Origin of the sequence: Haloterrigena sp. H1, from assembly GCF_005938085.1 — an archaeon.
Taxonomy (GTDB): domain Archaea; phylum Halobacteriota; class Halobacteria; order Halobacteriales; family Natrialbaceae; genus Natrinema.
This window is the reverse complement of sequence record NZ_SMZK01000001.1, coordinates 661,675-673,198: the sequence shown is the minus strand read 5'-3', so window position 1 is coordinate 673,198 and position 11,524 is coordinate 661,675. Positions and strand designations below refer to the sequence as shown.

The window sequence follows — 11,524 nt, the reverse complement described above, 5'->3', positions numbered from 1 at the left end:
GCCATCGAGCGAGCACGGCCGGAACACCGGGTTCGAACCGGTGTGATCACAGTCGGGATTCTCATCGGCTCTGAGAACGCGACCACCGGCTGATCGTCCGTTCGGGTTGGGGCTCAGGCCTCGAGAATGTCGTCCTCGTCGTCGTCGGGGACGACGAGCGATCCATCGAGGACAGTCACTCCGCGGCCGCCGACCTGCACTCCGTCGTCGAGGCGAACGCGAACCGTGCCCGGCCGGTCGACGTAGTGGCCCTGCTCGAGACGGAGTTCCTCGGGCAGATCGTCGTCGAACGCGCCGAACCGGTCGAGATACGCGCTGGCGGCCCCGCTTGCGGTGCCGGTGACGGGATCTTCCGACACGCCAGCGCCCGGCGCGAACATTCGGCCGTGCAGCGTCGACTCGCGCTCGAGTGCGTCGAACGTGAAGAGATAGATTCCGGTCGCGTCGACCGCGTCGGTCACCGCCTCGATTGCAGCCATATCCGGCTCGGCGCTGCCGACGTCAGAGAGGTACGTGATCGGGACGATCAGGAAGGGAAGGCCAGTCGAGGCCACCGCCATCGGGAGGTCGGCGCTCGCCCCCTCGAGGGCGGCCCGGTCGACGCCCAGCGCGTCGGCGACGCGGTCGTAGCCGACGTCGACCTCGCGGATCGTCGGCTCGTCTTGGCTCATCCAGACCGTGCCGTCGGGCTCGACCTCGATCTCGAGGACGCCGACGTTCGTCTCGAGGGTTGTCGTTCCAGGGTCGAGTCCTTCGTCACGAAGGTGTGCGAACGTCCCGATCGTCGCGTGCCCGCAGAGATCGACCTCCTGCGTCGGGGTAAAGTATCTGATTCGATAGTCGGCGGTCTGACTCGAGCGGAGAAATGCGGTCTCGCTGACAGCAATTTCCGCGGCGATCGCCTGCATCTGCTCTGCCGAGAGACCGTCTGCGTCCGGCACGACGCCCGCGGGATTCCCGGTCAGCGGTTCGTCAGTAAACGCGTCGACCTGCACGACTCGAGTCGTCTCCATGTGACGTGGATTGGGCGACCGCCGTATCAATCCTCGGTCGTTCATCCGGACTACCGTGTGAACCGCCGGCTACCGGTTGGCCACCCAGGTCGCGAGATCGGCGACGACCCGCTCGGCGACGTTGTTCCGAACGGCGTAGGCGAACTCCACCGACGGCCCTTCACCCGGCATGAACAGGTGGTTGAGACCGTCATACGTCTCGAACGTCGTCTCGGATCGGCCTTCGAGTTCGGTCTGCCAGCGCTCGAGGTCGTCGGCCGCGGTGACCTGAAAGTCGCGCGTGCCCTGCAAGAAGTACGTCGGAACGTCGATCCCCGCCCCGGTTTCGAGGTGATCGTACGCTGCGAGACTGTCCCAGAACGCGCCGGGTTTCCCGAGTAGCTTCTCGCTCGCGTCGTACTCGTCCGCTCGAATCCGCTCGATTTCGTCAGCCCACTGGTCGGCGATCGTCGCCAGATCGTCCCACGTCTGGCTGCCGACCGCTACCTTGTGTTCCAGTTGCGCGAGCGTCAGTTCGTGGTACGGACGTGCCGGCGCGGCCAGGCCGGCGATGCCGGCGAGGTTCCCGTCTCGAGCGGCGATCCGCGGTGTCGCGCGGCCGCCGAGACCGTGCCCGACGACGACGATCCGATCGGCGTCGACGCCCTCGACGGCCCGGAGTCGCTCGACGGCGACCAGCGCGTCGTCGACGGTAACATGGTCGAGGGTGTACGAGCCCGGTTGGACCTCGCAGGCCGGGATGCGCTTGTCGTAGCGAAGCGTCGCGACGCCCTTCGTGGCGAGTCCCCGCTCCTATATCGGTAAACGTCCTGGTGCCGCCGCGATCGGTGTTTTTCGTCCCGGGCCCGACGTCGTGGACGAGGACGACGCCGGGGACGCCGTCTCCCGTGCTTCCGTTGGGTGTCGCGACGGTCCCCGGCAGCGAACAGTCCGCGACCGAAAGGCTCACCTCGCGTGTAACGATCGCGTCCGGATCGACGTACGACGGTCGCTCGTACTCGTCGACGATCCCGCAATCGACGGGCCGCGACTGCCCATTGACGATGACACGACAGGTGTGGTCGCCGCGGGCGAACGCCAGCGTCAGGTCGACCGCCGTGAAGCCGTTTCTCGTCATTGTGCTCGTATCGACGACCTCGTCGAACGAGCCGCCGACCGTGCCGTATCCCATCCAGAGGCGCTCGAGGCGGGCGGGATCGCCGCGTCTGTCGCGTTCCTGTTCGACGAATCGCTCGCTGGCCCGATCGAACTTCTCGTTCGCGAGGTCGCTGACCAGTGCCGTCGCGACGTCGGAGGGGGTCGAGCCGTCGGTTTCGTCGCTCGTCTGCTCAGTGAACAAGTCCGTACAGCCGGCCGCTGCCGACGCTGTCGCCGTCGATACTGCCGCAAGTACGGTCCGCCGTCGAGGAGCCATCGTTGTCGGACCGTCCACAGTATATCGGATAAAGACGAGGTCGATTCTCTGTGACTGTATTCGATTTTGACATACGAAGGTCCCGCCGGTCACCGGCGGGTCCGACTCAGTCGTCTCCGACTTCCTCGAGTCGATCGACACCTTCGTCGTCCGCCATCGGCGGCAGATCGCCCGACGCGTGGGTACCGACCGGCGGCCGGTTGACCTCGGCTGCCGGCGAGGTCTCGAGGTCGGTTCCCTCGTCTTCTTCCTCGAGTGAGTCCATGTCCCCGCTTTCGCGCGCATCCTGGTCGATCCGCATCGAGCAGAACTCCGCACCGCACATCGAGCAGAAGCGGGCCTCCTTGTAGTTGTCACCAGGCAGTGTCTGGTCGTGGAAGGATCGGGCACGGTCGGGATCGAGCGCGAGGTCGAACTGCTCGCGCCAGTCGAACGCGTAGCGGGCTTCCGAGAGGGCGTCGTCCCAGTCGCGTGCGCCAGGGCGTTCGGTGCCGACATCGGCGGCGTGGGCGGCGATCCGGTAGGCCGCGAGGCCATCGCGAACGTCGTCTTTCTCGGGGAGACCGAGGTGTTCTTTCGGGGTCACGTAGCACAACATTGCGGCACCCGCTTGCGCTGCCATCGCGGCCCCGATGGCGCTGGTGATGTGGTCGTAGCCCGGCGCGATGTCAGTCACCAGCGGACCGAGGACGTAGAAAGGCGCACCGTCACAGACCTCCTGCTGGCGCTCGACGTTCTCCGCGATCTTGTGCATCGGGACGTGGCCCGGGCCCTCGACCATCACCTGGACGCCGTGGTCCCAGCCGACGCGTGTGAGTTCACCCAGCGTGTCGAGTTCGGCGTACTGGGCGTCGTCACAGGCGTCGGCCAGACAGCCCGGCCGGAGGCTGTCCCCCAGGCTGAACGTCACGTCGTGTTCGGCGAAGATCTCGCAGATCTCCGGAAACACCTGATACAGGGGGTTCTGTTCGCCATGTGCTTCCATCCACGACGCCATGATCGAGCCGCCCCGCGAGACGATGCCCGTCTTCCGGCCGTCGGTCAGCGGCAGATGTTCGGCCAGAATCCCCGCGTGGATCGTCATGTAGTCGACGCCCTGCTCGGCTTGCTTTTCAATGAGTTCGAGCAGCAGATCTTTCGTGATGTCCTTGGGGCTGCCGGCTTGCTTGACCGCCTCGTACAGCGGCACCGTCCCGAGCGGCACCGGCGAGTGGTCGACGTGGGCCTCACGGATCTCGTCTAAATCGCTGCCTGTTCCGAGGTCCATCACCGTATCCGCGCCGTAGTGGACCGCGGTGTGGAGCTTCTCGAGTTCCGTCTCGAGGTCACTGGTCGTCTCGCTGTTGCCGATGTTAGCGTTGACCTTCGTCGCGAACTCGCGGCCGATGATCACCGGATCGAGCGTGTCGTGGTTGCGGTTGGCCGGGATGACGGCCTGTCCTGCGGCGACCTGTTCGCGGACAAACTTCGGCTTTCGGTTCTCTCGCTCGGCGACACGTTCCATTGCGGGCGTGATCGTTCCTTCACGGGCGGCCTGTCGCTGTGTCTGCGCCATTGATAACTAGGTTGTATTATCCAGTTATAAATAACTGTCTACGGCCGTAAACGACGCGGTCAAACGCGGCTGGTGATCGACGGCCGTTTCAGCCAACTTAAGGGGACCGCGCTCGAGACACCCGATAGGTGGCCATCAGATGTCCGATCTACCGGACGATTTCGACTGTACCATAACCAACTGGGAGTACATTTACGGCCTGTGCCGAGACGTGGCTGACGATGTCCGCGACGACGAATTCGAACCGGACGTCGTCGTCGCGCTGGCCCGCGGTGGCTGGTTCGCGGGTCGGTGTCTCTGTGACTTCCTCGGCTTGGACGACCTGACGAGCCTAAAGATGGAACACTACGTCGGCACCGCCGCGAAAGCCGACGAGCCGACTGTCCGGTATCCGATGCCGGAAGGCAGCGTCGAAGGGAAGGACGTGCTCATCATCGACGACATCGCCGACACCGGCGGCTCGATCAGCCACGCCCACGAGTACGTCATGGACCGCGAGGCCAGCGAGGTCCGCACCGCGACGCTGCAACTGCTTGGCACCAGCGAGTTCCAGCCTGACTACGTCGGCGAACGACTCGAGGAGTGGACCTGGGTCGTCTACCCGTGGAACTTCATCGAGGACATGATCGACCTGACCTCGAGCGCCATGGAAAAGGCCGACCAGGAGACGTTCACGAACGAGGAGCTCCGTCACTTCCTCGCGGCGTACCACGGAATCGACCGCATCGAGATGGAAATCGCCCAGCCCGACCGGCTCCCCGAAGTCCTCGCCGAGATGGAACGACGCGAGGTGCTCGAGTCGGTCGGTACCGAGGAGTGGGCGCTCGTCGGCGAGTAGGTCTCAAAGCCCTCCCACAGGAGCCGCTTCTGCCGGGCGCGATACCGGCGACTACCAGCCAGTGCGCGCTCGCTCGCGGAGATCGACAGTACGGCTGTCCGATATCGCAAGCAACGATCAGTACTCGAGAGTGTCAACGGGACACGTATTTATGGGCTGGCTGTGACTGTTTCCGACGTATGAAACGAGTCCTCACGAGTCTCGGCATCGGTTCGGCGACGGTCGATACGGTTCTCCCAACGACGCTCACGGCCGGCGAGTCCGTCGACGCACGCGTCGACGTCACCGGCGGTAACGACAGCCAGGAGGTCGACGGGATCTACTTCGCGCTCGAGACGCGCTACGAGACCGACGACAGCACGGGGACGGCGAAGATCGACACGTTTCGTCTCGCGGACCCGTTTACGATCGAGCCTGACGAGGAACGGAGTTTTACCGTCTCGGTCGACGTCCCGTACCACACGCCCGTCACACTGGGGAAAACGAAGGTCTGGCTCGACACCGGGCTCGACATCGACTGGGCGGTCGATCCCGACGATCGCGACCCTGTCGAGATCGAGCCCGATCCGCTCCGGCAGGCGCTGTTCGACGCTCTCGAGTCGCTCGGCTTTACGCTCCGATCGGCCAAGTGCGAGGCCACGGAGTCGCTGTTCGCCGACCATCGCTTCGTCCAGGAACTCGAGTTCGTCCCCCGATCGGGGCCGTTCGCGGGCGAACTCGACGAACTCGAGGTCGTCACGCTTCCCGAAGGCGACGGGTTCGACCTGCTGCTCGAGGTCGACCGTCGTGGCGGCTTGCTGGCGGAGCAGTTCGACCTCGACGAGCAGTACGAGCGACTGTCGCTCATGCCCGGCGAGGAGGGGGACATCGAGCGGCGGCTGCGAACGGTGATCGAACGGAACTGTTGAGCAGCCGAACGCTCGATCAATGTGTAAATCGGTTCGTCCGGCAGTATTAGGAGGGTCGTCCGCCCACGTCTCCGTATGACAATCGGCGTCATCGGTGGAAGCGGCATCTACGAGGCACTGCCACTCGAGAACGTCCGTCGTGAGCACGTCTCGACGCCCTACGGCGAGCCAAGCGACGCGGTCACGATCGGCGAGCTCGCCGGCCGGGAGGTCGCGTTTCTGCCGCGTCACGGCGAGGCCCATCAGCATCCGCCGACCGACGCGTCCTATCGGGCGAACATCTACGCGCTCAAATCGGTCGGCGTCGACCGAGTGATCTCGACGAACGCGGTCGGGAGCCTCCGCGAGGACCTGCCGCCACGGACGCTGGTCGTCCCCGATCAGATCTTCGACCGAACCAAACACCGCTCGCCGACGTTCTTCGGCGACGGGATGGTCGTCCACATGGGCTTTGCCGAGCCCTACTGTCCGGCACTGGCCGCCCATCTGGCCGAATCGGCCCGCGAGGCGACCGATGCCGACACCAAAGTTGCACCAGACGGCACCTACGTCTGCATCGAAGGCCCACAGTTCTCGACGAAGGCCGAAAGCGAGTTCTACCGCGAGCAGGGCTGGGACATCATCGGCATGACCGCCATCCCCGAGGCCAAACTCGCCCGCGAAGCAGAACTGAGCTACGCCACCGTCGCCGGCGTCACCGACTACGACGTCTGGAAATCGGATAGCGAGGTCTCCCTCGAGGAGGTCCGCCAAAACGCCGTGGCGAACCGGGATTCGATCAATGCGGTCGTCGAACACGCGATCCGAACGATGCCAGACGACTTCGAAAGCGAGGCCTGGAACGCGCTCGAGGGCGCGATCAACACGCCACCGGAGGCGATTCCCGACGACACGCTCGAGCGCATCGACCTGCTGGCCGGCAAGTATCTCGACTAGACAACGGCTGCGATCGGAGCGAGACACACGGTGACTCACATCGTGAGTGTGCCCATCATACAGTCACGATCAGCGTGATACTCGGGAGAAATGACAGAGAATATTAAGGAAATCGCTCGTGTGGATTGCTGCGTGAACGCCCAAGAACTCATCCATGTCCACGCATTACTGTTCGAATTGCGGGTACATTTCGAGCGGGACGGCGACATGCCCGCGGGTGCGTTTACTGCCTACGAGACGCAACCGGTTCGCCCAACGCACATCCATCGCCCGAAGCACGAACACGAACACGCGATCGACCTGCTTCTGGAGGGACTCGGTCAATCCGTCCGAACACGCCCGCCACCGGATCACGCGCCGGTTTCGTGACCCCGGATAGCCGGTCACGGGTTCGATTGAGACAACCGGTGCTGGCGAGTCACGAGTGACGACGGATCGCGGGTGCGCCGGGACACAGCGGTAGCAGACCGTATCGGTGTCTCTCCTGTATCGATAAGGATTACCCATTTGAGCGTTGTATGGCACGTATGGACGAACCACACGACTTCGACGATATCCTCGTGCCGACCGACGGCAGCAAGGCCGCCCGCAATGGGGCTGCACAGGCTATCAAGTTCGCACAGCGAAACGACGCGACCCTGCACGTCCTGTACGCGATGGATATGGGTGATGCCGACTACGTCGCGGTGCCAAGCGATATCAAGCAGACACGACGCCGACTCGAGAAGAAAGGGCAGACGTTCGTCACCGAGATCGAAGACCTTGCCGACGACGCCGGCGTCTCCTGTGTCACGGCTGTCAAGGCGAACACGCCTGTCGAGGCCATCACCGAGTACGTCGACGAACACGATATCGACCTCGTTGTCATGGGGAAACGCGGGCGCTCGGATCCGGACAAACCGCTTTTGGGCTCGATCACCAACCGGGTCATCGGCTCGCTCGACGTCCCCGTATTCACTGCCTGACGAGAGCCATTCCCGGCGTCGTACCCGTCGTCTGACTGTCTCGACGGCGGCAATCGCTCTCGGGATTCATTAGCAGAGAGTGTCATCGACCGATGGCACCGCGTTGTGCTCGTCCCACGTCTCGATCGCAGTCAGTATTCGCTCGGCAGCGGCGGCGGGCTCACACCGATCGGTATCGATCACGAGATCGGCGTCGGGGGCCTCGAACTCCCGGTAGACGACGTGGACGCCCTGTTCCGCGATCGAATCCGCCCGGGCCCGATTACGCTCGAGACAGGTCTCGAGGCTCGCGGTCACGTGGACGAACCGCACGTCGCCGAGGGCGCGAAACTGCGTCTGCCATTTCCGACGGTAGAACGTCCCGTCGACGAGCGTAACGCCGGCCGCAGGGGCCGAACCGGCCTGCTCGGCCAGTTGTTCGTAGGTGCGACTCGAGAAGTCATCAGAGTGGGAGAGTCGAACCGGAACGTCCCGCTCCGTGAGTCGGTCACGGACGCGGGTCGCGATGGTGGTTTTCCCGGCACCCGACGGCCCGCAGATGACGATCACAGCCGTCGATAGTGGCCGCGGCCATACGAATGAGTCGATCCGGAATCGGGAGGGTGGGTTCCGGCGTCGCTCGAACGACGTGTTCGTTCTGCGAACAGCCACGATGTCACGCTCGAGCAGGTGTGGACGCGGTCACCGATCGTCCCCGGCGCTCACGTCGAACGGGCCCGCTTCGGGATCTTTCTGGGGGACCATTGGGCCGACCGACGCGGTTCGGCGCGTGATAGTCGCGGTTCGCAGGATGTAGGAGGCAAGCAGCGCGAGCGGCGAGAGGACGACGAGAAACAGCACGCTCACGACGGCCGGGAGCACGGCGGCGCTGACGCTCGGCCCAGTGAAGTCAGCATACAACAACCCGATGAGGATCGCCGACAGGATCGATGGCACGCCACAGTAGACCGTGAGTTGCGAGAAGCGCGTGAGTTCCTGCTGCAGGTACGTCGTCTTGAACTGCTCGCGGGCCACGTGAAACAGCTTGAGCGAGTCGATCAGTTCGTCGAGTCGCTCGACAGCAGCCGGCGACAGCGAGTCGGCGTACTCGCCGCGCAGGTGGGTACCGACGTACAGGTGCCAGGACTCGTCGTACGTGATCGCCGCCGACACGGCGGTGAACGCGTCGGAACCGGACTGCCCGATACGGTCGTCGATCCGCTCTGTCCGCTCTCGAACGCTGTTCGTGTATCGAATGACTATCTCCGAGGGCCCGTCGTCGTGATCCCCGACCGCATCGGCGAGCGCGGTGGCGTCGCGATGGATCGATTCGAGGATCACTCCGAGGACTCGCGTCGGCACTGCCGGGCTCGCAGGGATGGCCGCGTCGTCCGCGAGGGTCTGACGGAACTCGATGACGTCCTCGAGCCGGTCGCGGGCCCTGCCGGCCGCGCTGAACTCCTGAGAGAGGATGAGCTGGTTGACCGAGACCACGAGCGTCACGAGCGAGAACGTCCCCGCGATCAGACCGCTTGCCACGCTCGTCACGGCACCCGGGTTGACGAAGGTAATGACGCCGAGTTCGTACAACGCGGCGACCACCGCGAAGACGACGAGCAAGATGATGGCGGCGACGGATAACCGGTTTCCATCGACCAGAACCCACTCACGGACCCGCGTCAACAGCCCCTCGTGGGTACCGATGTCGGCCCCGTAAGACTCGAGCGTTTCGTCGGTCTCGGCGGATTCCATAGCGACACGTTCCACCGACCCGACAATAAGGGGCTGCGTTGCACACCGCCACACGCCGGCGCTGACGAACGGGTACAGCGCTCGAGCGAGTCGTGCCGAAACAGGGACGACCGAGACGGCCGCCGGCGGACGAGGACAGCGGTTTCAAGGCCGACACTGAAATGGATCCGCGGTGTTGACCCGACACATGTACCGTGATGGAGTCACCTCGCAGACGACCGCTCGACGGCGATGAGCCGACGGCAGTCGACGAGTCGACGACGCGTCCTTGCGACACTGGGAACGGGTATCGCAGCCGCAGCCGCCGGCTGTCTCGGCAGCAGTAGTCTCGGCGGACAGCCGACCTACGAGGAAGGAACCGTCAGTGGGATCAACGCCAGCAACGTCTCCAACCGGTCGGCAACGCAGCTGTCTGCGGCGGCAGCACTCTCCCAGCAACAACCCAGCAACTCGGTGACGCCGCTCGACCCGCTCTCGCTCCGTGACCACGAGTTCGTCGTCGAGAGCGGCTACCTCGGCTCGACCATCCAGGGGACCGTCGAAAACACGGGATCAAACCGGATTCAGACCGTGGAAGTACGGACACGGGTCTACGACGACGCTGGCACCATGCTCGGCCGATACCTCGCCAGTACCGGGGACCTCAACGCTGGTCTCAGCTGGGAGTTTCAGGTGATCGTTCTCGAGTCACCGTCGGCCGTCGCAAGCTACGACATCGCCGTTCTCGGGACCCCGTCGTGACGGCGATACGTCAGTCACCTTCCGGGCGGGTACGGGTGTCACTCAAGGATGACCTCGTGCAGTTCATCGGCGACACCCTCGTAGACCGCCGTTTCGGGGACGGCAAGCGTGTACGCCGGCCGCCCCTTGCCCGTCGGCGACGTCTCCGGCGGGTTGACCTCAGCGACGAGGTCCTCGTCCTCGAGTTGGTACAGCGAGCGGATGATGTCGGCTTCTGAGATCGTGCCGATGACTTCCGTGTCGACATCGGCGAGTTGCTCCTGACAGCGTTTCCGAAGGTCGTGTGTCTGGATCGGCGTTTCGTCTTGGCGGGCGAGCTCGGCGACAGTAAGCAGGACCGCCTGATTTGTCAGGGAGATCGATTCGAATGGTGACTCGTCACTCATGTGTATCCCTTCTTCATGGACAATGGTAACCGTTACCCCAAATCCCAGCGAGAGAACCGGGCTCCCGGACGATAGCTGTGTCAATAACTGGTAGACTAACCCAGAATATGTTACTACATAAAGAGTTAATTTTGCTGTGGGTTATTGGGATGCCTGTATCCCTCTCAGGCACCCTCGTCGTCCTGTAACTCCGCGAGTTCGGCCTCGACGTCTTCCTGATCCTCACTCTCGAGGTCGGCGAGTTCTTTCTCGTCGACCTCGCTCGCAGCATCGGCCGCCGGCTCGGATTCTCCCTCACCGACCTCGGATTTGAGCGTCTCGAGTTCGGCGTCGACGCCGCTGTCGGTCGACAGCTGCTCGAGTTCGCGGTCGATCGTGTCCTTGTCGGACATGACGTCCTCGAACGCGCCGGACTCATGGAGTTCGTCGAGGGCGGCGGCGCGGGCCTCCATGTCCTCGGTCTGTTCTTCCGCGCGTTCGATGGCGCGGCCGACGTCCTCGAACTCCTCGCCGGTGGACGTCATCGCCTCCGAGACCGTCGTGCTGGCTTTCGCGGCCTCGTGGCGGGCTTTCATCGTCTCCTTTTTCGTGCGGAACTCCTCGATGCGGCGCTGGAGTTCGTCTTTCTGTTCGACCAGCCGGTCTTGCTGGCCCTGCAGGTCCGAGATCTGGCGCTCTAAGTCCTCGATCTGGTTCATCTTCGTCTTCTTCTTTTCGAGGGCGCGTCGTGCCAGATCCTCCCGGTCCTGCTGGACCGCTGTGCGTGCCTGTTGGTTGTGTTTCTCGACGTTGTCCTCGAGTCGGCGTTTCTGCATCTCGAGGCGCTTTTTTTGCGTAGTGAGATCGGCGATGCCGCGTTTGACCTGCTGGAGCTGGTCGCGCATCTGTTCGTAGGAGTAGTCCAGCGTTTCGGTCGGGTCCTCGGCCCGGTTGAGTACCGAGTTGAGTTTCGACCGGATGACGTAGGAAGCCCGAGAGAGGATGCCCATACTCGCAACGTATCGCTCTTGACCCTTAAAAATGTCACTTCGGGAATA

General features: G+C 63.8%; 13 protein-coding genes. 6 read left to right on the top strand and 7 right to left on the bottom strand.

What is annotated here, in order from left to right; translation table 11 throughout:
- Positions 1–113: 113 nt before the first annotated feature.
- The 3 genes from E2L06_RS03485 to thiC all read right to left on the bottom strand — a co-directional run bounded on the left by E2L06_RS03485 (position 114) and on the right by thiC (position 3,982).
- Positions 114–1,013 (bottom strand): PhzF family phenazine biosynthesis protein, encoded by a 900-nt coding sequence (locus E2L06_RS03485; RefSeq protein ID WP_138778646.1) that lies wholly within the window; start codon positions 1,011–1,013, stop codon positions 114–116.
- Positions 1,014–1,082: 69 nt separating this feature from the next.
- On the bottom strand, positions 1,083–1,691 hold the full coding sequence (locus E2L06_RS22880) for a hypothetical protein (RefSeq protein ID WP_343192871.1): 609 nt from the start codon (positions 1,689–1,691) through the stop codon (positions 1,083–1,085).
- Positions 1,692–2,533: 842 nt separating this feature from the next.
- Positions 2,534–3,982, bottom strand: a complete 1,449-nt coding sequence (gene thiC, locus E2L06_RS03475) for a phosphomethylpyrimidine synthase ThiC (protein WP_138778644.1) — start codon at positions 3,980–3,982, stop codon at positions 2,534–2,536.
- Positions 3,983–4,121: 139 nt separating this feature from the next.
- Between thiC and E2L06_RS03470 the strand changes: the two genes are divergently transcribed.
- From E2L06_RS03470 to E2L06_RS03450, 5 genes are all read left to right on the top strand, one after another.
- Positions 4,122–4,820 carry a phosphoribosyltransferase gene (locus tag E2L06_RS03470; RefSeq protein ID WP_138778642.1) on the top strand — a complete coding sequence of 233 codons (699 nt, stop codon included), beginning with the start codon at positions 4,122–4,124 and terminating at the stop codon, positions 4,818–4,820.
- Between the two features lie 179 nt (positions 4,821–4,999).
- Positions 5,000–5,728: a sporulation protein gene (locus tag E2L06_RS03465; RefSeq protein ID WP_138778640.1), complete on the top strand. Its 729-nt coding sequence runs from the start codon at positions 5,000–5,002 to the stop codon at positions 5,726–5,728.
- A 75-nt stretch (positions 5,729–5,803) separates the two neighbouring features.
- Positions 5,804–6,664, top strand: a complete 861-nt coding sequence (mtnP, locus tag E2L06_RS03460; RefSeq protein WP_138778638.1) for an S-methyl-5'-thioadenosine phosphorylase — start codon at positions 5,804–5,806, stop codon at positions 6,662–6,664.
- 132 nt (positions 6,665–6,796) lie between these two features.
- Positions 6,797–7,033: a UPF0058 family protein gene (locus E2L06_RS03455; protein WP_138778636.1), complete on the top strand. Its 237-nt coding sequence runs from the start codon at positions 6,797–6,799 to the stop codon at positions 7,031–7,033.
- A 158-nt stretch (positions 7,034–7,191) separates the two neighbouring features.
- A complete protein-coding gene (locus tag E2L06_RS03450; protein WP_138778634.1) occupies positions 7,192–7,629 on the top strand; it encodes a universal stress protein in 438 nt (145 codons plus the stop codon).
- Positions 7,630–7,698: 69 nt separating this feature from the next.
- Here E2L06_RS03450 and E2L06_RS03445 read toward each other — a convergent pair whose 3' ends face one another.
- Positions 7,699–8,178, bottom strand: coding sequence for an ATP-binding protein (locus E2L06_RS03445; protein ID WP_138778632.1), 480 nt, complete (start codon positions 8,176–8,178; stop codon positions 7,699–7,701).
- A gap of 132 nt (positions 8,179–8,310) precedes the next feature.
- Entirely contained in the window at positions 8,311–9,360 is a 1,050-nt protein-coding gene (locus E2L06_RS03440) for a hypothetical protein (protein WP_138778630.1), read from the bottom strand.
- A gap of 231 nt (positions 9,361–9,591) precedes the next feature.
- Here E2L06_RS03440 and E2L06_RS03435 point away from each other — a divergent pair, with 231 nt between their 5' ends.
- Positions 9,592–10,101: an FxLYD domain-containing protein gene (locus tag E2L06_RS03435; RefSeq protein ID WP_138778628.1), complete on the top strand. Its 510-nt coding sequence runs from the start codon at positions 9,592–9,594 to the stop codon at positions 10,099–10,101.
- Between the two features lie 38 nt (positions 10,102–10,139).
- On the opposite strand, the gene E2L06_RS03430 is transcribed toward E2L06_RS03435, so the two are convergent.
- Both E2L06_RS03430 and E2L06_RS03425 read right to left on the bottom strand, forming a co-directional pair.
- On the bottom strand, positions 10,140–10,487 hold the full coding sequence (locus E2L06_RS03430; RefSeq protein WP_138778626.1) for a hypothetical protein: 348 nt from the start codon (positions 10,485–10,487) through the stop codon (positions 10,140–10,142).
- Between the two features lie 164 nt (positions 10,488–10,651).
- The gene (locus E2L06_RS03425; protein WP_138778624.1) at positions 10,652–11,476 is read right to left on the bottom strand and encodes a PspA/IM30 family protein; all 825 of its coding nucleotides are present in this window, start codon (positions 11,474–11,476) and stop codon (positions 10,652–10,654) included.
- Positions 11,477–11,524 lie beyond the last annotated feature (48 nt).

Excerpts from the sequence above, each read along its gene's own strand:
- E2L06_RS03485 (WP_138778646.1), bottom strand. The coding sequence starts at position 1,013 with ATGGAGACGACTCGAGTCGTGCAGGTCGACGCGTTTACTGACGAACCG.
- thiC (WP_138778644.1), bottom strand. The coding sequence starts at position 3,982 with ATGGCGCAGACACAGCGACAGGCCGCCCGTGAAGGAACGATCACGCCC.
- E2L06_RS03470 (WP_138778642.1), top strand. The coding sequence starts at position 4,122 with ATGTCCGATCTACCGGACGATTTCGACTGTACCATAACCAACTGGGAG.
- E2L06_RS03465 (WP_138778640.1), top strand. The coding sequence starts at position 5,000 with ATGAAACGAGTCCTCACGAGTCTCGGCATCGGTTCGGCGACGGTCGAT.
- mtnP (WP_138778638.1), top strand. The coding sequence starts at position 5,804 with ATGACAATCGGCGTCATCGGTGGAAGCGGCATCTACGAGGCACTGCCA.
- E2L06_RS03450 (WP_138778634.1), top strand. The coding sequence starts at position 7,192 with ATGGACGAACCACACGACTTCGACGATATCCTCGTGCCGACCGACGGC.
- E2L06_RS03440 (WP_138778630.1), bottom strand. The coding sequence starts at position 9,360 with ATGGAATCCGCCGAGACCGACGAAACGCTCGAGTCTTACGGGGCCGAC.
- E2L06_RS03435 (WP_138778628.1), top strand. The coding sequence starts at position 9,592 with ATGAGCCGACGGCAGTCGACGAGTCGACGACGCGTCCTTGCGACACTG.
- E2L06_RS03430 (WP_138778626.1), bottom strand. The coding sequence starts at position 10,487 with ATGAGTGACGAGTCACCATTCGAATCGATCTCCCTGACAAATCAGGCG.
- E2L06_RS03425 (WP_138778624.1), bottom strand. The coding sequence starts at position 11,476 with ATGGGCATCCTCTCTCGGGCTTCCTACGTCATCCGGTCGAAACTCAAC.